Here is a 21,935-nt window from a genome sequence, read left to right on the forward strand (position 1 = left end):
GCTGCGGAGCGCCGGTTCCGGTCACGCCGGCGTCCGAACACCGCGATCCTCCTTCTTACGGCGGTCTGCCTGCCTGCGGTGCTGGGATCGGGCCGCGCGGTCCCGGCGTTCCGCCGCCCGGTCGCGGCGGGTGCGCCGGCGCGGTCGCTGCCGGTTGACCCGGATGCGGGCCGCGCTGGCCGCGCCGCCGCGCCCCGAGGTCTTCTCGCGCGGGGAGTTCAGCTCGCGCACCCACATCGCCACCACGGCCGACAGCGGGCGCTCGTGGCTGATGCGCGTGCAGATGAACCGGGTCAGCGCGATCGTGATCACGAAGCCCCAGCCGGTGTTGATGAAGTCGAACCCGAAGCCGACCTGCCGCTGCACGGCGGTGACCACCAGGAACACCACGATGCCGACGCCCCAGGCCACGTAGCGCGCCCGCCACGGGAAGGTCGCCTTCGGCGGGCCGAGCCAGACGGCGTCGACCCGGTAGACCTCGTCGTCAGTGCGCACCCGCAAGGGTCACCCGCCGGTGAAGAGGCCGGCGATCCACTGGCCGATGTTCGCACCGGCGTTCGTGGTCACGGCGAGGCCGATGATCGCCAACGCGATGATCACGCCGCCCAGCCTGCGCATGACGCCGGCGTTGTCGCCCTTGCCGCCACCCAGCCAGAGCAGGAGGACGGCGACGGTCAGCAGGAGCAGCGGGACCAGGTTGTCGAGGATCCACTGGCGCACGCCGCCTGTGCCCAGGGCGGGCGGTGTCTGCTGCGCGAGTGTTACCAGGGTCATGGCGGTCATCTCGTACTCCTGAGTACGCAGGACTTCGCCGGGCGGGCCGAGGGGTGCCCGTCCGGTTCGTGCGCTATCGAGTAGAACACGTCTTCGTCACGAGGTGTGTCGGTCGACTGGCGGTGGGTAGATCACGAGCCGTTCCCCTGGAGGTCGATTACGTCTAATCTGGCCACAGACATCATGGTTCCGGGGGAGCCGGCGGAGAACCGGTGACACCGGATTCTCCCGATTGCTGAGACAGTTCACCCGGCTGCGGACTCCCTGGTCACGCACTGTGTGCACGACCTTGATCCCCCCGTCCACCCCGCCGCGCCGGTGACCCGTTCGGCCTCCGGGATTGGCCCGAACGGACTCCATCCCGGAGTGACGACGTCGAGGAGGCTCGCAGATGGTCCAGCCGCCCGTAGCCGAGCCCGAACCAGCCGACGGAGTGAACGAAATCACCGTCTCCGTGACCGTCTCGGGCGAAGATCAGGCTACCGGCTCGGACGGGCGCCCGGGGCGGCGGGTGCAGCGGACGGTCAACTTCGACCGGGAGGTGCTGGAGCGGGCCCGCGCGGCGGCCACCTACCTGGCGGCCTACGTGCCGGCGGCGACCGTGCGCAGCCTCGCCGACATCGTCAACCCGGCGGTGGAAGCCTACGTGGCGGAGCTGGAGCGCCGGTACAACGGCGGCGAGGCGTTCCGCCCGGTGCACCGGATGCCGCCGGGCCGCCCGGCCCGCCGCTGATCCCATCCGCACATGAGGAGGACTCGCACGGCGGGCGCCGTGCGAGTCCCGGGTCGGGCGCGGCCGGCGCCCTTCCGCCCCCAGTGCGACGGAAGGGCGCCGGCGTCACGCGATCAGCTGGTGCCGGACAGCCGCCAGTAGCCGCCGGTCGGCAGGATGTCCGGGCCCACCGGGCCCTTGCCCCAGAAGTAGTCGTTGTAGGTGGCCGTCCACGACGGGCCGATCGGGCCCATGGTCGCCCAGCGCACCCACGAGGGCTGGGTGTCGATCGACGCCTGCGCCCACGCGTCGCGGACCTTCATCGGCTTGTTCCACCACAGGAAGGGCTTGCGCAGCAGGTAGTTGCCGAACCGGCTGCCGTGCGCCTTGCTGTGCACGGACGCGGTGTCGAAGCTGTTGATCTGGTGCAGCCCGCGGAACGCCCGGCCCCAGCGCTGCGCCCAGCTCTGGCCACCGGCGCTGCCCTGGAGGATCGAGCTGGTGAACAGGCTCATCCACTCGACGTCCCGGTTGCCCCAGCGGGCCTCGGTGTTGGCCAGGAACGTGTCGGTGTTGTTGCTGCACCCGGCGAAGGAGAACCCGGTCGGCGCGCCGCGGCCCTGCCAGTAGGTCATGTCCACGTCGTCGGCGTACACCTGGTCGTTGCCGCCGGCGTACGCCGGGTCCTTGAAGTCCCGCTCCCAGGCGTTGGCGTTGAGCCAGCTGAACTGCACCGGGATGCCCCGGCTGGTGAACTGGCCGTTGAACCCGTTGACGTTGGTCGCCGTCCAGGGCAGGCCGGCGCACGGGCCGGTGCCCTCGCTGCCGACGTCGACCCGGTTGGTCCACTGTGGAGCGAGGCCGCCCGCCTCGGCGCGCGGCGGCTGGTCGGGACCGGGCTCGGGCAGGGCGGCGTCCACCGCGGCGGGCACGGTGACCGGCTGCGCGGCGGCGCCGTCCGGGCCGACGCCCGAGCACCGGATGCCGGGCTCCAGCCTGGCCACCTTCTCCGCCAGCGCCGGGGCCTCGTAGACGTAGGAGACGTCGGTCAGCCGGACGTCGCCGGTCAGCACCTTGGCGCAGCGCCCGCGGGCCTCGGTCAGGTCCAGCACCGGCACGGTGCCCGCCTCGGCCACCTCGCGCGTGCTGTGGGTCAGGCCCGTGACCGCGCCGCGGCCGTCGTACGCGACGCGGATCTTGGCGCCCGCGCCCTCCAGCGGCACGCCGCCGAGGGTGAAGGCGAACGACACCGCGGTGTCCAGCGGGGCGGACGCGACCACCCTGCTGTTGGCGTCCACGACCTCGAACGTCGTGTGCGCGGCGTGCGCGGTCGCGTTGCCCGGCAGCAGGCCGATGCCGCGCAGCGCCTCCTGGGCGCGCTTGGCGGCGGAGTCGGTCGGGATGGCCCGCACCTGCTTGAGGGCTTCGAGGTCGAGCTGGGACCGGGTGGTCGGCAACCCGTCCTCGTCGACCTCGCCGGTGCCGTGGTCCAGGCCCGGCACCCTCAGGTAGGTGGCCTCGTCGGCGAAGGAGACCGAGCCGTCCTCGGCCCTCTCGACGCCGCGGAGCCCGAAAGCCTTCTGCAGGGCCGCCGCCTGCTCCGGGCTGAGCCCGGCGCTCTTGACCTCGTAGACCGGCAGTTCGGTGGTCGCCGCCCCGGCGGTGACCGGGCTGCCGACGGCTGCCGCGCCGACCAGCCCGGTCAGGGCGAGCCAGGTGGCCGCCCTCTTGGTGGTGGACATGGGAACCCTCCTCGTGACGACCGCGGGGCAGGGCCCGCGGTTCGGCAGGAGGACACCCCGGCGGGCGGCCTGATACGAAGGATCACTCGAACGGCCCCACGGGGGGTGGCGCCTTCCCCCGCGCCGCGGACGCACCGGCGCGTGCCCGCGGGAGGGCGAGCCGGTTGCCGGGCACGGGTGGGGGTCCCGGACGGGCGCGGCGCCCCGGTCGGGTGACCGGGGCGCCGCGCGGGCCCGAAGGGGACGAGCCGGCCGTAAGCCGGATTCTGTTCGCGGGCGCCTCGCGGCGACACCGCTCGGCGGCCATCCATCTCGGCCTGCCGTCACCGGCAGGCTCTTGCGGCCTACCCGCAGGCATCGGGCGGGCAGCCCTCGATCGCCTGCGCAGGCGCCGAAGCGCCCTCTTGGCCTTGCTCCGGGTGGGGTTTACCTAGCCGCCCCCGTCACCGGGGGCGCTGGTGGTCTCTTACACCACCGTTTCACCCTTACCCCGGCTCGCGCCGGGGCGGTCTGTTCTCTGTGGCACTGTCCCGAGGGTCGCCCCTGGTTGCCGTTGACAACCACCCTGCCCTGCGGAGTCCGGACTTTCCTCGGCGGCAGACGTTGATCTGCCGACGCGGCCGCCCTGCCGACTCGTCCGGGGACAGGGTAACCGGTCATGTCCCAGGCTGTGGAACCAGACCCCCGGAAAGCTTGTCGCGATGTGGAACTTGCGCTCTACTCGGCACATGGCAGAAATCGCGGTGCTCACCCGTCGTCGGCACGTGGACTTCGGCCGGACCGCCGCCGCGATCTGTTGGCGCTGACACATTTACCTCGTAGTCCGAGCCTTTTCGGAAAGGTGTTCAGCGAGCCATGTCCTCCATTCTGGTGATTTCCGGCAGTCCCTCCCCCGCGTCCCGCACCGGCATCGTGGTGGCGCACGCCGAAGACCTGCTGCGCGAGGCCGGGTACGGGGTGCGCACCCTGCACGTGCGGCAGTTGCCGACGTTGTCCCTGCTCACCGAGGACCTGCACGACCCCGAGGTCGCCGAGGCGGTCGGCGCCGTGCTGCGCGCGGACGGCATCGTGGTCGCGAGCCCGGTCTACCGGGCGGCCTACAGCGGCCTGGTGAAAGCGCTGCTCGACCTGCTGCCGAAACGGGGGCTGCGGGGCCGGGTGATCCTGCCGCTGGCCACCGGCGGCAGCCAGGGTTTTCTCGTCGCGATGGACTACGCGCTGAATCCGCTGCTCACCGGCAAGGGCGCGGACAACGTGCTGCGCGGCGAATTCGTGCTCGACCCCGACATCGTCGGCGACACCATCGCGCCCGCCGCGGCGGCGGCGATCCGCGCCGCCGTCGACCGCTTCGCGCTGGCCGTCGAGGACGTCCGGTTCCGCCGCCGCCCGCAGTTGCGGCCGGCGGTGTGACCGCCCGGCTCAGCCCAGGTGGGAGGTGTCGTTGACCAGGCGGACGGACGCGAGCCCGTCGGGGTAGAACTCGACCACCGACAGCGACGCCAGGTCCAGGTGCAGCCGGAACAGCAGCGAGGGCCCGACGTCCAGGCCCAGCCGCAGCAGCGACTTGATCGGCGTGACGTGGCTGACCACCACCACGTTCCCGCCGCCGTGCCGGGCGACCAGCTCGTCCCGCGCCGCGCGCACCCGCCGGTGCACCAGGTCGAAGCTCTCCCCGCCGGGCGGCGGCACCGAGGGGTCGCCCAGCCACCGCCGGTGCACCTCCGGGTCGCGCTCGGCGGCCTCGGTGAAGGTCAGCCCCTCCCACGCGCCGAAGTCCGCCTCGACCAGCCCGTCGAGCGCGGTCGCGCCGACGCCGACCGCGCGCGCGACGGCCTCCGCCGTCTGCCGGGCCCGGTCCAGCGGCGAGGACACCACGGCCGAGATCCCGCCGACCTCGGCCAGTCGCGCCGCCGCCGCCTCGGCCTGCCGCCGCCCCGCCCCGGTCAGCGGCGGGTTGCCCCGACCCGAGTAGCGGCGCGCGACCGACAGCTCGGTCTGCCCGTGCCGCAGCAGGTACAGCCGCGTCGGCTCGCCCACCGCGCCCGTCCAGGAGGCCGGTGCGGCGCGGTGCCCGCCCGCCTCGGGCTGCTCGGGGTGCGCGGGCGGCCCGTCCGCCTCGGGCGGCCCGGGGCGGTCCGGGCGCGCGGACGGGCTCGTTCGCGCGGGCCGTTCCGGGCTGCTGGGCGGGTCGGGGGGCTCGGGCTGCCCGGTCCGGCGCGGCCGCGCGCCGGCCTGCTCGTCCATCGCCTCGTTGGCCAGCCGGTCCGCGTCCTTGTTGCGCTCGCGCGGGATCCACTCGTAGGTCACCCGGGCGAAGGCGCTCGCCGCCTCGCGCGCCTCCCGGGCCAGCGGCTGCATCGCCGGGTGCTTGACCTGCCAGCGCCCGGACATCTGCTCGACGACCAGCTTCGAGTCCATCCGCACGGCCACCGCCGAGGCGCCCGCCCCGGCCGCCGCCCGCAGGCCCGCGATCAGCCCCCGGTACTCGGCGACGTTGTTGGTGGCGACGCCGATGCCGGCCGAGCACTCGGCCAGCACCCGCCCGGTCGCCGCCTCCCGCACCACCGCGCCGTAGCCGGCCGGACCGGGGTTGCCCCGCGAACCGCCGTCCGCCTCGACGACGACCTCCACCGCTACAGCCCGGACTCGCCGGTGCGCACCATGATCGCGCCGCACTCCTCGCACTGCACGACCTCGTCCGCGGCGGCCTCCTTGACCTTGGACAGCGCGCTGCGGTCCAGCTCGATCCGGCAGGCCCCGCAGCGCCGCGACCGGAGCAGCGCGGCGCCGATGCCCTTGTGCGCCCGCACCCGGTCGTAGAGCGCCAGCAGCGGCTCGGGGAACTGCGTGGCGGCGAGTCCGCGCTCCGCGGTGCGCTTGGCCTCGGTGGACTCCAGGTCGGCCAGCGCGGCGTCCCGGCGGCGGGCGGCGTCGGCCAGCGACTCCTGCGCCTTGTCCAGCTCGACGCGGGCGTGCTGCACGTCGGCCTCGACCGCCTCGCGGCGCTCCATCAGCTCCAGCAGGTCATCCTCCAGCGCGGCCTGCCGGCGCCGCAGGGTGGCCAGCTCGTGCTCCAGGTCGGTCAGCTGCTTGGCGCCCACCGAACCGGACTGCATCAGCGAGCGGTCCCGCTCCTGGCGGGCGCGCACCTGGTCGATCTCGGTCTCCTGGCGCTTGAGGTCCCGCGTCAGGTCGCCGAGGGTGGTCTCGACGGTGGTCAGGGCGTCCTGCTTGGCCCGCGCCGACTTCTCCGCCTCCGCGATCTCGGCGATCTCCGGCAGCGTGCGGCGGCGGTGGGTGACGCGCGCCAGCTCCGCGTCCACCTGTGCCAGGTCGAGCAGCCTGCGCTGCACGGCAGGATCGGCTTTCACTTCAGCGGCCTCCATCTTCAGTCGTCACGCCGACGGTCCACGGGTCGGTCCGGCGGGTCGAGACGAGGACGTCGACGGTACCCCCGAGCGCGTCCCGCACGATGCCCGCCGCCTGACCGCACCAGGGCCACTCACCGGCCCAGTGCGCCACGTCCACCAGCGCGGGCCCGCCCCGCGCCAGGTGCTCGCCCGCCGGGTGGTGCCGGAGGTCGGAGGTGACGTAGGCGTCGACCCCCGCCTGCACGGCCGCGGACAGGTAGCCGTCACCGGCGCCGCCGCACACCGCCACCCGGCGGACCGGCCGCTCCGGGTCACCGGCCGCGCGCACACCCCACGCCGTCGCGGGCAGCGCGTCGGCCACCCGCTGGGCGAACACCCGCAGCGGCTCGGCCTCGGCCAGTTCGCCGACGCGGCCGATGCCGGTCCGGGACGGCACGTCGGCGATCTCGTTGAGGTTGAACGCGACCTCCTCGTACGGGTGCGCGGCGCGCAGCGCGGCCACCACGTCGGCGCGGCGGCGGCGGTCGAGCACCACCTCCAGCCGCGTCTCCGGCAACCGCTCCAGCGACCCGACCTCCCCGACGGCCGGGTTCGCGCCCCCGACCGGCCGGAACTGCCCGACGCCGTCCACCAGCCACGCGGCGTCGCGGTAGTCGCCGATCGCCCCGGCGCCGGCCGCGTGCAGGGCGGCCAGCACCCGCTGGGCCCGCTCGACCGGCACGTAGGTCGCGAGCACGTCCAGCTCCCGCGCGGGAGCGGGGCTCAGCGGCCCGGTCACCACCAGCCCGAGGGCCGCGGCCAGCGCGTCGGACACGCCCGGGTCGGCCGCGTCGGCGTTCGTGTGCGCGGTGAACAGCGCGACACCGCCGCGGATGAGCCGGTGCACCAGCGCGCCCTTGGGGTGGTCGGCCGGGACCCCGGTCACCCCGCGCAGCAGCAGCGGGTGGTGCGCCACCAGCAGCTGGGCGCCGACCTCGAGCGCTTCGTCCACAGTGGACTCGTCGGGGTCGACGCAGAACAGCACCCGGCTCACCGCCTCCCGGCGGTCGCCGCACACCAGTCCCACCGCGTCCCAGGACTCGGCGGTGGCGGGCGGGTAGGCGGCCTCCAGGACGGCCAGCACATCACCAACCGAAACGGTCACCGCTCCTCCAGCACTACCCGCAGCGCGTCGACCAGCAAGCCGAACTCCCCCGGCGCGCGCACCGCCACCCGCAGGTGGTCGGCGGTCAACCCGGGGAAGGTGTCCCCGCGCCGCACCGCGATCCCCTTGTCCCGCAACGCCGCGCGCACCCGCTCGCCGTCCGGGACGCGCAGCAGCGCGAAGGGCGCTGCCGGCGGCGTGACCACCAGGTCGCCCAACTCGCGCACCGCGTGCGCGGTGTGCTCCCGGGACAGCCGGGCCCACTCCGCCGCCTCGGCCACCGCCGCCGGCTCGCAGCAGGCCGTCACGGCCTCCAGCACGAAACTGCTGACCGGCCACTGCGGGCGGTGGCGCGCGAGCCGGGCGAGCAGGTCGGGGGCGCCCAGCGCGTACCCGGCGCGCAGCCCGGCCAGGCCCCACGTCTTGGTCAGGCTCCGCAGCACCAGCAGGCCGGGGGCGTCGCGCCCGGCCAGCGACTGCGGCTCACCGGGGATCGTGTCGGCGAACGCCTCGTCGACGACCAGCACCCGCCCCGGCCGGCCCAGCGCGGCGACCGCCTCGGCCGGGTGCAGCACGGAGGTGGGGTTGGTCGGGTTGCCCAGCACCACGAGGTCGGCCTCCTCCGGCACCGCGCCCGGCCGCAGCCGGTAGCCGTCCTCGGCGGACAGCAGGACCCGGTGGACCGGGACGCCGGCGTCGCGCAGGGCGACCTCGGGCTCGGTGAACGACGGGTGCACCACCGCCGCCAGCGCCGGGCGCAGCGAGGGCAGCAGCGCGAACCCCTCGGCGGCCCCGGCGAGCACCAGCACCTCGTCCGCCCGCCGCCCGTGGCGCGCCGCGGCGGCCTCCCGCGCGCGCAGGTCGGCGGCGGCCGACGGGTAGCCGCCCAGCCCGTCCAGCACCCCGGCCAGCCGGGCCCGCAGCCACGCCGGCGGGGCGGGCAGCCGCACGTTCACGGCGAAGTCGACGAGGCCGGGAGCGGCATCGACGTCCCCGTGGTGACGCAACAACGCCCGGCCGGAATCCTGGCTGGTCATCGCGGGGAGTCTAGGCGATCGCCCGACCACCCCGAACCACCCGCGCCACCGGCAGCCCCGCCGCTCTCCGCCCGCCGACCCCTCCCCCCGACCCCTTCCTGCGTTTCTCCCGGCCCGCGCCTCCCCTGCCCCGTGCTTCCTGCCCCCTGCCCCCTCACCCCTGCTTCCCCCTGCCCCTCGCCCCTACCCCCTCACCCCTGCTTCACCCGACCTGCCCTCCTGGCCCCTCCTCCCGCAGCCTGCCCAACTTCTTCCCCGGCAGGGCCGCCCGGCTCCCCCTCCGCCCGACCCACTCGCCAACCCCGGCCGAACGCTCCCCCTGCGAGCCTGCGCACCCGGACTCACCCGCCCGCCCCATCCCGCCCCTCCGGTCCACCTCGGCACCACCTCCGACCGCCCCCGGAACCGTTCCCGACCGTCTCGCGAACCGCTCCCGACCAGAGCCGGAACCCCTCCCGACGGAACCGGCGCCGTTCCCAACCGGAGCCGGTGCCATCCCCGACCGGAACCGGTGCCACTACCAGCCGGAGCCGGCACCAGAACCAGTGCCGGAACCAGTGCCGGAACCAGTGCCGGAACCAGTGCCGGAGCCGGCACCGGAACCAGCGCCGGTGCCGGTGCCGGTGCCGGAACCAATGCCGGTGTCGAAACCAGCGCCGATGCCGAAACCGGTACCGGAACCGGAGCCACTGCCGGTACCGGAACCGGAGCCACTGCCGGTGCCGGAACCGGGACTCACAGCGCCCCGCACCGACCTCGACCTCGGCACCGCCCTCGGCACCGCCCTCGTCACCGCCCTCGGCACCGGCTCACCCGATCTGCGAGCGCGCCCACTCCAGGTACGCCCCCGGCAGCTCCCGCAGCACGCCCAGCGCGTCGGACTCGGGCATCTCCGGCAGCGCCTGCACCGTCTGCGCCGCCAACCCGCCGCAGTAGGCCAGCGTGTCCTCCACCAGACCGCCGGCCCGCACCTCCGCCAGCAGCCCGGCCAGCTCCGCCTCCCCCAGCTCCCGCCCCCGCGCCGCCAGCAGCTCGCGCTGCCGCTCGGTGAGCACCCGCAGCAGCGGGAACGTGTAGACGCCCTGCCTCAGGTCGTTGCCCGCCGGCTTGCCCAACCGCTCGGCGGTCGACGCCAGGTCCAGCAGGTCGTCCAGGACCTGGAACAGCAGCCCGAAGTGCGCCCCGTACTCCGACAGCCGGACGGTCGCCTCCTCGGAAGCCCCGGCGCAGTGCGCGGCCAGCACGCACCCCACCCGGAACAGCGCGCCGGTCTTCAGCGCGACCGACCGCAGGGCGCCCTCCGGCGAGCGGTGCGCGTCGAACAGGTCGAGCACCTCCAGCACCTGGCCCTCGACCAGGTCGGCCACCGCGGCGGCCAGCTTGCTCGCGGCGAACGGCGAGACCGAGTCCAGCGCGGCCTGGCTGGCACGGGCCAGCATGAAGTCGCCGACCAGCACCGCGGGCCCGGCGCCCCACTCGGCGTTGACGGTGCGCACGCCGCGCCGCTCCACCGCGCCGTCCATCAGGTCGTCGTGCACCAGCGACCCGGCGTGCAGCAGCTCCACGCACGCCGCCGAGGTGACCGCCTTCCCGGTGATCCGGCCGGACAGCGCCAGCGAACCCGCCAGCAGCACCACCGACCGCAGGCGCTTGCCGCCCGCGGCGGTGATCCGCCCGGAGAACCGGTTGACGGCGGGCAGGGTCGAGGACGTGGCCAGCGCCCGGATCTCGGCTTCGACCCGGGTCAGCGCGTCGGCCAGGGCTGGGATGGTGGGCACTGTGGTGGTCGGCACGGGACGATCGTCGCGCGGCGCGGCTGAGAGGCCGCTGAGACGCTGAGAGGGCGCTGAGAGCGCGGCACGGGCAGCACCGGGCGCGCCCCGCCGGTCCTTCAGAGGAACGACAGGGCGACCGCGAGCAGCACCAGCGCGCCGCACGCCATCCAATGCCACCGCACCGGTGGGCGCGCGTCACCGGCGGCGAAGTCCCGGAATAGGGGGTCGCTCATGTCCGTCTCCCCTTGATTTCCCTGCGCCAATACCGTCGCGCGGAAAGCCGGAAACGTTACTAAACGCCGGCACCTTACTCGTGGTCGTGTTTGCGGAGGTTCTCGTCCACTTCGGACAGCAACCGCGCCCGATCACGTCTGGCCTGGTCACGGCGCTCCCGGTCGCGCACCGCGGCCAGCACGTCGGACTCCTGCAGACCCGCCGATTCGCGGTAGAAACCCTCCTCGAACCACCACCACGACCGCAGCCCCACCCGCGCGACGCGCACCGGCCGTCCCCGCCTGCGCACGTCGAGTGACGGGAAGTCCGCGATGCGCACCGGCGGGCAGCCGGTGGCGACGAAGAAATGGCGCCGGCGGAACAGGAACCCGCGGTCGACGAAGAACCCGGCGTTCGGGTCGGGCCGCAGCCCGCCGCTGGGCACCGACGGCCGGGGCCGGGCGAACGCGGGCGTCTCCGGCCACGCCCGCCGCCACCGCGCGAGCCCCGCCACTGCCACCACCGCGGCCACCCCCGCCGCGACGAGCAGCACCGGCACGCCGACCACGCCTGACATGGACTCCCCCACCCGGGCCGGCCGATCGGGTGGTCGAGCGCCCGCGGCTCCCGGCGCCCCCGCCCGGACCGCGCGGCCTGGCAGACTCACCTGCCGTGACGCTCCACGTGACCTTCATCTGCACCGGCAACATCTGCCGTTCCCCCGTGGCGGCGATCATATTCCGCGAGCACCTGTCCCGCGCGGGCCTGGGCGACCTGGTCCGGGTGAGCAGCGCCGGCACCGGCGGGTGGCACGTGGGCGAGCCGGCCGACCACCGGGCGGCCGAGTCGCTGGCGGACCGCGGCTACCCCTGCGACCACGTGGCCGCGCAGCTGTCGGCCGAGCACCTGGACGCGGACCTGCTGGTCGCCCTGGACTCCGGGCACGCGCGGGAGCTGCGCCGGGTCGCCGACCCGGACCGGGTCCGCCTGCTGCGCTCGTTCGACCCGGAGGCCGGCACGGGCGGCACGGGCGGCACGGACGTCCCCGACCCCTACTACGGCGACCGGGAGGGCTTCGACCTGGTGATCTCCCAGGTGGAGGCCGCCGTACCGGGCCTGCTGGCCTGGGTTCGGGAGCGGCTGTGACGCCGGAGGAGGCCGCCGCGGAGCTGACCGGCGCGGCGGTGCTCGGCGCCCGACCGCTCAGCGGCGGCGCCCACGCGGTCGACCTCGGCGCCGGCGGGCGGGTCGTGGCCAAGGAGCACCCGCGCCCGGAGGCCGCGCTCGCCGAAGCGGCGTCGCTGGAGTGGCTGGCCGTGCCCGGAGGGCCGCCCGTGCCCCGCGTGCGCGGGGTGCGCGACCGCTGGCTGGTGGTGGACCTGGTCGAGGCGGGCGAGCCGGGCCCGCGCGCCGCCGAGGAGCTGGGCCGGCGGTTGGCGGCCCTCCACGCGACCGGCGCGCCGGCCTTCGGCGCGCCACCGCCGGGCGGGCCGGAGCGCGCGGCGATCGGCACCGCCCCGATGGCCAACACCCCGCACCCCACCTGGGCGGACTGGTTCGCCGAGCACCGGATCGCCCGCTACGCCAGGCTGGCCGTGGACGCCGGGACCCTGACCGCCGCCGAGGCCCGCGCCGTCGAGGGCGTCCGGGTGGCAGCGCCGGAGGAGCCGCCCGCCCGCCTGCACGGCGACCTGTGGAGCGGCAACGTGGTGTGGGCGGCCGACGGCCGCGCGTGGCTGATCGACCCGGCGGCGCACGGCGGCCACCGCGAGTCCGACCTCGCCATGCTCGCCCTGTTCGGCTGCCCGCACCTGGACCGCGTCCTGGCCGCCTACGACGAGGCCGCGCCGCTGGCGGACGGCTGGCGCGCCAGGGCACCGCTGCACCAGCTGTTCCCCCTGCTGGTGCACACCGTGCTGTTCGGCCGGTCCTACGCGGAACGCGCCCTGGCCGCCGCGCGGGCGCTGCCATGATGGCCCGATGGGGATCACGGCGTTCGACCGCGACGACTGGCAGTGGCTCAACGAACCGGCCTCCTGGTCGGCCGAGGGCGGACTGAGCCTCACCGCCGACCCGGGCACCGACTTCTGGCGCACCACGCACTACGGCTTCGACCGCGACACCGGCCACGTGCTGGGCGTGCCGCTGGCCGGCGACTTCACCCTGGTCGCCTCCTTCACCGCCGACTACGCCGCCCAGTACGACCAGGCGGGCGTGGCGCTGCGCGTGGACGACCGGAACTGGGTCAAGGCCGGGGTGGAGCTGGTGGACGACGAGTTCCAGGTCGGCGCCGTGATCACCCGCGACTTCTCGGACTGGTCGGTGGTGCCGGTCGGCCGGGTCTCCCGCGTCACCGTCTCGGCGGCCCGCGAGGGCGACACCGTGACCGTGCGGTACGGCCTGGCCGACGACGAGCCGACGACCATGCTGCGGCTGGGCTACTTCCCGCCGGGCGCCACGGCGCTCGCGGGGGTCATGGCGGCGGCGCCGACCGGCCCCGGGTTCGCGGCGAGGTTCGACCGGGTGCGGGTCACGACGGCCTAGGGCTTACCGTGGACACGTGCGGTTGAGGTTTCTCTTGCGGCCCGGCTGGCTGGCGCTGACGCTGGCCGTCTGGGTGTTCGCGGGCGCGTGCTTCACCCTCCTCGCCCCCTGGCAGTTCAGCCGCGACGACGAGCGCCGGGCGCAGAACGACGCCGTCACCTCGTCCGCGCGGACCGACCCGGTCGCGGTCGCGACCGTCCTGGACCGGCCCAACTCCGACAACGAGTGGCGCCTCGTCACGATGACCGGCCGCTACCTGCCCGAGGGGCAGGCGATCGCCCGCCTGCGCACCGTCCAGGGCGAGGCCGCCTCCGAGGTGCTGACGCCGTTCGCGCTGGTGGACGGTCCGACGGTGCTGGTCGACCGCGGTTACGTCCGCCCGGTCGACGGCCTGCGGGTGCCCGACCTCAAGCCCCTGCCCGAAGGCGTGGTCACCATCACCGCGCGGGTTCGGTCGGGCGAGTCCGACAACCGCGACGCCATCGAGCGCGACGGCCACCGCGAGGTCTACGCGATCAACCCGGCCGTGGTCGGCCGGGCCGCGGGCCTGGACCTGCGCCCCGGCTACTTCCAGCTCACCGAGGGCCAGCCGGGCGTCGAGGAGGCCCTGCCGCTGCCGAAGCTGGACGCCGGCCCGTTCTTCTCCTACGCGCTGCAGTGGATCGCGTTCGGCGTGATGGCGCTGGGCGGCTGGCTGTACTTCACCGTCCGCGAGGTCCGCCCCGGCGGCGCGCTGAGCGAGTCGGGGGGCGAGCCGAAGGTCAGGCGGAAGTCCGTCGCCGAGCTGCTCGCCGAGGACGAAGCAGAGGGCGAAGCAGCGCCAGCACCGCGGTGACGGCGGCGGCCGACCCGCCGACCACCCGCGACAGCTCCACGGCCCTGGTCACGTGGCCGGCGTCCGGGTTGCGCCCGTGGCCGAGCACCGGGCGGTCCTCCGCGCCGTGCGCGTACACCGTCCGCCCGCCGAGCCGGATCTCCAGCGCCCCCGCGAACGCGGCCTCCACCTGCCCCGCGTTCGGGCTCGGGTGGGCCGCGGCGTCGCGCCGCCAGGTCCGCCACGCCTCGCCCGAGGACCCGCCGACGACCGGCGCGCCCACCGCCGTCAGCAGCGCCGCCAGCCGGGAGGGCACCAGGTTCGCCACGTCGTCCAGCCGGGCCGAGGCCCAGCCGAACCGGCGGTAGCGGTCGTTGCGGTGCCCGACCATGGCGTCCAGGGTGTTCACCGCGCGGTAGCCCAGCAGCCCCGGCACGCCCGCGACGGCGCCCCAGAACAGCGGCGCGACCACCGCGTCGGACGTGTTCTCCGCCACGGACTCCACGGTCGCCTTGGCCAGCCCCATGGTGTCCAGGCGGGCGGGCTCGCGACCGCACAGGTTGGGCAGCCGCCGGCGCGCGGCGGCCAGGTCGCCCCCGTTGAGCTCGTGGCCCATCGCGGTGCCCTCGCCGGCCAGCGACGACCCGCCGAGCACGGCCCACGTCGCGGCGGCCGTCGTCAGGGCCTGGAGCACCCGGCTGCGCCCCGCCAGCCGCTCGGCGGCCACCCCGGCCAGCACCGCGCCGCCGACCAGCACCGCGGTGTGCGCCGCGCCCGCCGCCCGGTGGTCGCGGTAGACCCCGCGCTCCACCGCGGCGGCCACCCGCCCGAAACCCGCCACCGGGTGATACCTCCGCGGGTCGCCGAGCACCGCGTCCGCGGCCACCCCCAGCACCAACCCGACCGCGCGTCCCACGCTCACACCGGCACGGTATCCCGGGCCTGTCGGTGGCCCGCACTAGGGTGGCCTCCCGTGGAACCGGCCCGCTTGAAGCTCTACGCGTACCTGGACGCGCGCGACCACCAGCGCACGTACCTGGCGATCATGCGGCTGTTCACGGCCACGCTGCTGGCCGACCTGTCGGCGGGCGAGGTGGCGGGCGCGCTGGCCGGCGCGGAGCGGGAGGGCCGGGTCGAGCCGGGCGAGTCGCGCATCGAGAACGTGCTCAGCCGGCTGCGGCAGCTGGTCGAGTGGGGCAACCTGGTGCAGGGCAGGCGCGAGGTGGTGGCCTCCAGCATCGCCGAGTTCCAGCACGGCAGCGTGCGCTACCAGGTGTCGAAGCTCGCCGTGCGCGTCCAGCGCGACGTGGACGAGCTGCTGCGCGTGCCGGAGGGCGCCCGCGAGGTGTCGCGGGAGCTGCTGCCCGCCGTGGAGCGCGGCCTGGGGCAGCTCGGGCGGTCGCTGGCCGAGGCGCTGGCCGGCGGGGCGCGCCGGCCGCGCGAGGCGCTGGCCGAGCAGGTCACCACGCTGTTCCTGCAGCACGCCGAGCTGGCCGCGACGGTCCGCGACTTCTACGCCTACCTGGGCCAGGTCGTGACCAGGCACCACCTGGCGCCCGAGGAGATCTCCGGGTTCCGCAACCTGCTGGTCGAGTACATCCAGATGGTCGTGGAGGACGTCCTGCGGCACACGCCGGCGATCGCCGCGGCCCTGGCCCGGCTGACCGCGGCCCGGGGCGAGCTGCTGCGCCTGCTGGGCCGCGCCGACCTCGGCGAGCGGGTGGAGCGGGCGCGCGGGCGCTCGGCGGAGGACTGGCAGGAGCTGACCGACTGGTTCGTGGACCGGCCCGGCCGCCCCAGCCAGGTGACGGCGCTGCGGGACGCGACGGCGCGGGCCATCGGCTCGCTGCTGGCCAGCGTGAAGCGCGCCACCTCCGGCGGCGGCCTGCTGCCCGGCCGGCGCGCCGAGCTGCTCAAGCTCGCGGCGTGGTTCGACGCCGGCGACCGGGCCGAGGGCCACCGGCTGTACGCGGCGGCGTTCGGCCTGTACTCGGCGCGGCACCTCTCGCCCGCCCCGGAGCACGACGGCGACGACGAGCGCACCCCGTGGCGGGACGGCCCGGTGCACGAGGTGGCGGTCAGCGTGCGCGGCCGGGCCGACCGGGGCGCGCGCGGCCGGGCGTCGCGGATCCTGGACGACCCGCTGACCGAGCAGTCCCTGCTCGCCGAGGCCCGGGAGGCCGACGAGCGCCGGGCCGCCTCGGTCGCCGAGCTGGCCGCCGCCGCGCCGGACCTGGCGACGACCACGCTGTCCGGCGAGGCCCTGGGCGTGCTGTGCGAGCTGCTGACGCTGGCGATGGCGCAGCGGGACTCGGCGACCGACCCGGGCTCGGCGACCGACCCGGTGCGCGGCCTGCGGGTGACCGTGGCGCACGCCGCCGGCCGGGCCACGCGCATCCGCTCGCGCGCGGGCACGCTGACCCTGCACGACTCGGCGCTGGTGCTCGACTGATGCTCGACGGGCTCTCCGAGATCGACGCGGCCGACGTGGTGCGCTGCGCGCGCACCCTGCTGCGGCGCCCGCTGCTGCGCGCCGACGGGCCGGACGGCGAGCTGCTGACCCTGGTGTACCGGCACCGGTTCGCGCTGCAGGACCTGTTCGCGCGCCTGCTGGGCTACCGGCTGGTGGTCGAGCGGCGGTTCGCGCGCCTGTACAAGGCCGGTCCGGGGGCGGACGACACGCGCGGCGTGCCGGGCATGTCGCCGCGCGGCTACGCGTACCTGGCGCTGACCATGGCGGTGCTGACCGGCATCGGCCGCCAGGCCCTGCTGTCCCGCCTGGTCTCCGACATCCGCGCGGCGGCCGTGGAGGCGGGGATCGGGGTCGTGGACGACGTGGCCGACCGGCGGGCGCTGACGGCCGCGCTGCGGCACCTGGTGTCGCTGGGCGTGCTGCACGAGACCGAGGGCACGGTCGACGTGCAGGCCGAGGCGCTGATCACCGTCGACACGGACCTGCTCGGCCGGCTGCTGACCGGGCCGGTGGCGGAGGCCGACACGCCGCAGCGGCTGGTGGAGCTGGCCGCCCGGCCGGGACCGCGCGGCGTGGAGCACGCCGTGCGGCGCAGGCTGGTGGAGGACCCGGTGGTGCTGCACGCGGACCTGCCCGCCGAGCAGTCGGAGTGGCTGCGGCGCCACCAGCGCAGGGAGTCCGCGCTGCTGGAGACCTCGTTCGGGCTGCGCACCGAGTGCCGCGCGGAGGGCGTGCTGGCGGCCGACCCGGAGGACTACCTGACCGACCTGCACTTCCCCGGCGCCTCCACGGTGGCGCGGATCGCGCTGCTGGCGCTGCCGGAGCTGCTCGCGGGCGAGCCGGTCGCGGGCGGGCGCCCGGTCGACCGCGCGGAGCTGGTCGCGGTGTGCGCGCGGCTGGTGCGCGACCACCCGTCGGCGTGGTCCAAGCAGTTCACCGACGACCTGGAGCGCCTGGCCGACGAGGTGCTGGAGCTGCTGCGGCGCGCCGGCGCGGCGACGCCGACCGACCGGGGCTGGCAGCTGACGGCGGTGGCGCACCGCTGGCGCCCCCGACCCGACGGCGACCCGGAGCACGCGGTCGAGCCGCCGCCCCCGCCCCCGGCGGAGCCCGGCTGGTCGCTGTTCGACGCACCGGACGTCCCGCGTGATGAGGAGAAGGCGTGAACAGGTGGCGGCTGCACCGCGGCGGCATCGTCAACATCTGGCAGTACACCGAGCAGACGTTCGACTTCTCCGGCGGGCGGGCGATCTTCCAGGGCACCAACGGGTCCGGCAAGTCGCGCACGCTGGAACTGCTGCTGCCGCTGTGCCTGGACGGCGACCTGCGCCAGGTGGGCTCCAAGGGCTTCGACACGGTCAGCCTGCGCCGGCTGATGCTGGACGACTACGAGGGCGGGCCCAACCGCATCGGGTACGCGTGGGTCGAGCTGGTCCGCGGCGAGGAGCACCTGACCTGCGGGCTGGGCGTGAAGGCGTCCAGGACCTCCCAGGCGATCACCGACTCGTGGCGGTTCGTCACCCCGCGGCGGGTGGGCCACGACCTGTCCCTGGTCGGCGCCGAGCGCACCCCCCTGGGCCCGGCGCAGCTGCGCGAGCTGGTCGGCGCGGACTGCGTGCTGGAGGAGGCCGCGTTCCGGGCGAGGATCGCCGAGGTGGTGTACGGCGTGCCGGCCGCGCGCTACGGCGACCTGCTGCACCTCCAGCGCACCCTGCGCAACCCGGACGTCGGGCTGAAGGTGCTGGAGGGGCAGCTGGAGCAGATCCTGTCCGACGCGCTGCCGCCGCTGGACCAGGCGATGGTGGAGCAGCTCGCGACGTCGTTCGACGACCTGGAGTCGATCCGGGAGAACATCGCCCGGCTGTCGTCGGCGGACGCGGCGCTGGGCACGTTCCTCAAGACCTACGCGGACTACGCGCTGGGCGGGCTGCGGGCGTCGGCGGACCGGCTGGGCGCGGCCGAGGACGCGGTGCGCAAGCTGGAGCGCTCGTCGGCGAAGCTGTCGGCGGCGCTGGCGGAGGCGGTGGCGCAGCGGGCCTCGGCGGAGCACTCGCTGGAGTCGCTGGAGGCGGGTGAGCAGCGGGCCGAGGAGACCATCGGGGCGTTGCGGCAGCTGCCGGCGTTCCGCGACCTCCAGGACCTGCGGAACCGCGAGAAGCTGGTCGAGGAGAAGCGCTCGTCGGCGGTCGCGGCGCTGGACGTGGCGGGCAAGCAGCGGGCGCAGGAGGACGGCGCGGTCGACGGGGTGCTGCGGCTGCTGCGCCGCCTGGCCGACGACCTGGGCGCCGCCGAGGAGCTGGTCGAGCCGCTGCGCGGGCAGCTGCGGGCGGCCGGGCTGGACGCGTCGCCGGTGCCGGAGGTGCCGCGGGTGGCCGCGGTGGACGCGCAGGTGCGCACGGAGACCGCCCGCGCCAAGCCCGACCCCGAGGCCGACCCCCTGCCCGTCGAGCGCCGCGTGCCGCCCGCGCCGGCGGACCTGGACCTGGAGCCGGCGGCGGCCGGCGCGGCGGAGGTCGCGGCGCTGGCCCGGCGGCGCGGCGCGCTGGCGCTCGCGCTGCACCAGCGGGCGAGCGAGCTGGAGGCGGCGCAGCGCGAGGTGGACGCCCTCCGGCAGACCGCGCAGGACGCCCGGCAGGCGGCGACCGAGTCGGCCGCGCTGCGCGACCGGGAGGCGCGGGAGCTGGCCGAGGTCGCGCAGCGGTGGCTGGACGATGTGCGGGCGTGGCGGGGCGCGGGCCCCGGCCGGCCGGCGGCGGACCTCGCGCTGCCCGCGTCGGTCGACCCGGCGGTGGCCCGCGAACTGGCGTCGACCGCCCGCGAGTGGGTCGGGCCGCTGGTGGCGTCGGCCCGGGAGGCCGCGCACGCCGCCGCCGCCCGGCGGGGCGACCTGCGCGCGGCGATCGGCGCGCTGGACGCGGAGCTGGCGGCGCTGCGCTCGGGCACCGCCCGCGCGCCCGAGCGGGCCCGCCACGCGGTGGCCGAGCGGGACCCGGCCGCGGGGTCGCCGTTCTACCGGCTGGTGGACTTCCGGGCGGAGGTGGACCAGGCGCGGCGCGCGGGTCTGGAAGCGGCCCTGGAGGCGTCCGGGCTGCTCGACGCCTGGGTGACGGCGTCGGGGCGGGTCGAGGGCGGGCGGCAGGACGTGCTGGCGGCCCCGGGCGAGCCGGCGGCCGAGCCGACCCTGGCCTCGCTGCTGGTCCCGGCCGTGGAGCCGACCTCGCCGGTGCCGGCCGAGGTCGTGGCGGCCCTGCTGGCGTCGGTCTCGGCGGCCGACGGCCCGTTCGCGGTCGCCCCGGACGGACGCTGGCGGGCGGGCGTCCTGACCGGCGCGTGGCACAAGGGCGCCGCCGAGTTCATCGGCGCGGGCGCCCGCGAGGCCGCCCGCCACCGCCGCATCGCCGAACTGGCGGACGAACTGGCCGCCCTGCGCGCCGACCTGGGCACGGCCGAAGCCGACCTCGCCACCGCCCACGACCTGGTCGAGCGGTGGGAGTCCCACCTGGCCGGCTTCCCGGCCGACCGCGAGCTGGTCGCCAGGCACGGCCGCCTCCAGGCCGCGCAGGAGTCCGCCGACCGCGCGGCCCGCCGCGCCGAGGAGCTGGGCGCCGAGCTGGAGCGGGCCCGGTCCCGCGGCGAGGCGGCGCGGGCCGAGGTCGTGCGCCAGGCGGGCGACGCGGGCCTGCCCGCCACCGCCGAGGGCCTGCGCCAGGCCCAGGGCGCCGCCGCCGAGGCGCAGCGCACGGCCGACCGCCTCGGCGACGTGCTGCGCCGCCAGTGCCGGTCGACGGTCGCCGACCTGGCCGACGCCGCCCACCGCTACCGCTCGGCGGTGGCCGACCGGGTGGCCGCCGAGTCCGACGCCGAGGCGCGGTGCCAGGACTACGCGGCGCAGGCGGGCGCGCTGGCCGAGCTGGCCGACGCCATCGGCGGCGAGGCGCGGGAGGTCGCGGACCGGTTGTCCGCCGCCGAGCGCGAGCGGCTGGAGCTGCGGGGTGAGCTGAAGGGCGTCCGCGAGCGCGTCGCCACGGCCCGCGAGCAGGCCGCGAAGCTGTCGGCGCAGCTGGACACCGCCGCCGAGCAGCTGGGCGCGGCGCAGGGCGCGCGGGCGGCGGCGGCCGAGCGGTTCCGGGCCACCGTCCAGGCGCCCGGCGTGCTGGTCGCGGCGCTGCCGGAGGTGCCGGAGGACGTCGAGTCGGTGCGCGCGGCCCTCGCGGCGACCGACCGGCGCGGCGCGGGCGAGACGACGGTGATCACGAAGCTCCAGGCGCTCCAGACGTCGCTGGCCGGCAGCCACGACATCGCCGCCGAGCAGCACGAGGGTCTGCTGACGGTGACGGTGACCGGGGAGGAGGGCGCGCGCCCGGTCGCGGTCGCGGCGCGGCGGGTCGGCGAGCGGCTGGCCGAGCAGCGCGGGTTCCTGGACGAGCGGTACCAGGCCATCTTCGCCGACTACCTGATCCGGGACCTGGCGGAGTGGCTGCGCGGGCAGGTGGCCGTGGCCGAGGACCTGTGCAAGCGCATGAACGAGGTGCTGGGCCGGGCGCGGTCCAGCCAGGGCGTGCACGTGAAGCTGGCGTGGAAGCCCTCGGCGGCGCTGGAGGAGGAGACGCGCGACGCGCTCGCCCTGGTCCGCCTGCCCTACGCCGACCGCGACCCCGAGCAGGACGCGGTGCTGCGCCGGGTCTTCACCGAGCGCATCGAGGCCGAGCGCGACGCGCACACCGGCAGCTACGCGGAGATCCTGTCGAGGGCCCTGGACTACCGGACGTGGCACCAGTTCACGGTGACGGTCGCCGACACGGGCCCGGACGGCAACCCGCGCGAGCGGCGGCTGCGGCAGCTGTCGTCGGGCGAGACGCGGCTGATCTCGTACGTGACGCTGTTCGCGGCGGCGGCGTCGTTCTACGACGCGGTGAGCGGCGAGTTCTCGCCGCTGCGGCTGGTGCTGCTGGACGAGGCGTTCGAGCGGCTGGACGACCCGACGATCGCGCGGATGCTGGGGCTGCTGGTGGACCTGGACATGGACTGGGTCATCACGTGGCCGAGCGGCTGGGGCGTGTCCGACAGGATCCCGAGGATGCACATCTACGACGTCCTGCGCCCCAAGAACGGCCGGGGCGTGGCCTGCACCCGGACGACGTGGGACGGCGCGGCCCTGGACCGGGTCGACCCCTGACCGCCGCTCGCCCGACCGGGCCCGGCTGATCCGCTCCAGCCGGGCCCGTCACGCGGCCCGCGCCCGGACCGGATCACGAACCGGACCACGAGCCGCCCGGACCCACCGCCGGGACCGAACCCCGAGCCGCCCGGACCTACCGACAGGGCCGGGCCACGCC

Annotated in this window: 19 protein-coding genes and 1 other RNA gene; 9 read left to right on the plus strand and 11 right to left on the minus strand. The window is 76.1% G+C overall.

Annotation, left to right across the window (positions count from 1 at the left end; translation table 11 throughout):
* Window positions 1-21 precede the first annotated feature (21 nt).
* Window positions 22-501: a hypothetical protein gene (locus tag JOE68_RS10765; protein ID WP_204842201.1), complete on the minus strand. Its 480-nt coding sequence runs from the start codon at window positions 499-501 to the stop codon at window positions 22-24.
* Window positions 502-504: 3 nt separating this feature from the next.
* The gene (locus JOE68_RS10770; protein WP_204842202.1) at window positions 505-783 is read right to left on the minus strand and encodes a hypothetical protein; all 279 of its coding nucleotides are present in this window, start codon (window positions 781-783) and stop codon (window positions 505-507) included.
* A 502-nt stretch (window positions 784-1,285) separates the two neighbouring features.
* Here JOE68_RS10770 and JOE68_RS32215 point away from each other — a divergent pair.
* The gene (locus JOE68_RS32215) at window positions 1,286-1,507 is read left to right on the plus strand and encodes a ParB family protein (RefSeq protein ID WP_307819625.1); all 222 of its coding nucleotides are present in this window, start codon (window positions 1,286-1,288) and stop codon (window positions 1,505-1,507) included.
* Between the two features lie 113 nt (window positions 1,508-1,620).
* Here JOE68_RS32215 and JOE68_RS10780 read toward each other — a convergent pair whose 3' ends face one another.
* Together JOE68_RS10780 and rnpB are read right to left on the minus strand one after the other, a co-directional pair.
* Complete coding sequence (locus tag JOE68_RS10780) at window positions 1,621-3,228, minus strand: DUF6345 domain-containing protein (RefSeq protein WP_204842204.1); 1,608 nt, start codon at window positions 3,226-3,228, stop codon at window positions 1,621-1,623.
* A 240-nt stretch (window positions 3,229-3,468) separates the two neighbouring features.
* An RNA gene (gene rnpB, locus JOE68_RS10785) (RNase P RNA component class A) lies at window positions 3,469-3,864 on the minus strand.
* Between the two features lie 219 nt (window positions 3,865-4,083).
* Between rnpB and ssuE the strand changes: the two genes are divergently transcribed.
* Window positions 4,084-4,638 carry an NADPH-dependent FMN reductase gene (gene ssuE / locus JOE68_RS10790; protein ID WP_204842205.1) on the plus strand — a complete coding sequence of 185 codons (555 nt, stop codon included), beginning with the start codon at window positions 4,084-4,086 and terminating at the stop codon, window positions 4,636-4,638.
* 9 nt (window positions 4,639-4,647) lie between these two features.
* Here ssuE and JOE68_RS10795 read toward each other — a convergent pair whose 3' ends face one another.
* From JOE68_RS10795 to JOE68_RS10820, 6 genes are all read right to left on the minus strand, one after another.
* Window positions 4,648-5,859: a bifunctional RNase H/acid phosphatase gene (locus tag JOE68_RS10795; protein WP_204842207.1), complete on the minus strand. Its 1,212-nt coding sequence runs from the start codon at window positions 5,857-5,859 to the stop codon at window positions 4,648-4,650.
* Between the two features lie 2 nt (window positions 5,860-5,861).
* Window positions 5,862-6,599: a zinc ribbon domain-containing protein gene (locus JOE68_RS10800; protein WP_204842208.1), complete on the minus strand. Its 738-nt coding sequence runs from the start codon at window positions 6,597-6,599 to the stop codon at window positions 5,862-5,864.
* A gap of 1 nt (window position 6,600) precedes the next feature.
* Window positions 6,601-7,743 carry a Nif3-like dinuclear metal center hexameric protein gene (locus JOE68_RS10805; RefSeq protein WP_204842210.1) on the minus strand — a complete coding sequence of 381 codons (1,143 nt, stop codon included), beginning with the start codon at window positions 7,741-7,743 and terminating at the stop codon, window positions 6,601-6,603.
* Window positions 7,740-8,780: an Rv2231c family histidinol phosphate aminotransferase CobC gene (gene cobC / locus JOE68_RS10810; protein WP_204842211.1), complete on the minus strand. Its 1,041-nt coding sequence runs from the start codon at window positions 8,778-8,780 to the stop codon at window positions 7,740-7,742. The genes JOE68_RS10805 and cobC overlap by 4 nt, the downstream gene beginning before the upstream one ends.
* Before the next feature lie 809 nt (window positions 8,781-9,589).
* Window positions 9,590-10,573 (minus strand): polyprenyl synthetase family protein, encoded by a 984-nt coding sequence (locus JOE68_RS10815; protein ID WP_204842213.1) that lies wholly within the window; start codon window positions 10,571-10,573, stop codon window positions 9,590-9,592.
* 289 nt (window positions 10,574-10,862) lie between these two features.
* On the minus strand, window positions 10,863-11,345 hold the full coding sequence (locus tag JOE68_RS10820; RefSeq protein ID WP_204842215.1) for a hypothetical protein: 483 nt from the start codon (window positions 11,343-11,345) through the stop codon (window positions 10,863-10,865).
* 95 nt (window positions 11,346-11,440) lie between these two features.
* On the opposite strand from JOE68_RS10820, the gene JOE68_RS31105 reads away from it, so the two are divergent.
* Genes JOE68_RS31105 through JOE68_RS10835 form a run of 4 tightly spaced genes read left to right on the plus strand, consistent with a single transcriptional unit; the run spans window position 11,441 to window position 14,147 of the window.
* Entirely contained in the window at window positions 11,441-11,914 is a 474-nt protein-coding gene (locus tag JOE68_RS31105; protein ID WP_307819626.1) for a low molecular weight protein-tyrosine-phosphatase, read from the plus strand.
* On the plus strand, window positions 11,911-12,741 hold the full coding sequence (locus JOE68_RS31110; RefSeq protein WP_307819627.1) for a fructosamine kinase family protein: 831 nt from the start codon (window positions 11,911-11,913) through the stop codon (window positions 12,739-12,741). The genes JOE68_RS31105 and JOE68_RS31110 overlap by 4 nt, the downstream gene beginning before the upstream one ends.
* Before the next feature lie 7 nt (window positions 12,742-12,748).
* Window positions 12,749-13,312: a DUF1349 domain-containing protein gene (locus JOE68_RS10830; protein ID WP_204842219.1), complete on the plus strand. Its 564-nt coding sequence runs from the start codon at window positions 12,749-12,751 to the stop codon at window positions 13,310-13,312.
* 16 nt (window positions 13,313-13,328) lie between these two features.
* Window positions 13,329-14,147 carry an SURF1 family cytochrome oxidase biogenesis protein gene (locus JOE68_RS10835; RefSeq protein ID WP_204842221.1) on the plus strand — a complete coding sequence of 273 codons (819 nt, stop codon included), beginning with the start codon at window positions 13,329-13,331 and terminating at the stop codon, window positions 14,145-14,147.
* Here JOE68_RS10835 and JOE68_RS10840 read toward each other — a convergent pair.
* Window positions 14,074-15,048, minus strand: a complete 975-nt coding sequence (locus tag JOE68_RS10840) for a cobalamin biosynthesis protein (protein WP_204842223.1) — start codon at window positions 15,046-15,048, stop codon at window positions 14,074-14,076. The two genes, JOE68_RS10835 and JOE68_RS10840, sit on opposite strands and share 74 nt — an antisense overlap.
* A gap of 51 nt (window positions 15,049-15,099) precedes the next feature.
* Here JOE68_RS10840 and JOE68_RS10845 point away from each other — a divergent pair, with 51 nt between their 5' ends.
* Genes JOE68_RS10845 through JOE68_RS10855 form a run of 3 tightly spaced genes read left to right on the plus strand, consistent with a single transcriptional unit; the run spans window position 15,100 to window position 21,775 of the window.
* On the plus strand, window positions 15,100-16,578 hold the full coding sequence (locus JOE68_RS10845; RefSeq protein ID WP_204842225.1) for a DUF2397 domain-containing protein: 1,479 nt from the start codon (window positions 15,100-15,102) through the stop codon (window positions 16,576-16,578).
* Window positions 16,578-17,765, plus strand: a complete 1,188-nt coding sequence (locus JOE68_RS10850) for a TIGR02678 family protein (protein ID WP_204842227.1) — start codon at window positions 16,578-16,580, stop codon at window positions 17,763-17,765. The genes JOE68_RS10845 and JOE68_RS10850 overlap by 1 nt, the downstream gene beginning before the upstream one ends.
* Window positions 17,762-21,775 (plus strand): TIGR02680 family protein, encoded by a 4,014-nt coding sequence (locus tag JOE68_RS10855; RefSeq protein WP_204842229.1) that lies wholly within the window; start codon window positions 17,762-17,764, stop codon window positions 21,773-21,775. Before JOE68_RS10850 ends, JOE68_RS10855 begins: the two co-directional genes overlap by 4 nt.
* The last annotated feature ends 160 nt before the right edge of the window (window positions 21,776-21,935 follow it).

Source organism: Saccharothrix algeriensis, assembly GCF_016907655.1.
Taxonomy (GTDB): Bacteria; Actinomycetota; Actinomycetes; order Mycobacteriales; family Pseudonocardiaceae; genus Actinosynnema; species Actinosynnema algeriense.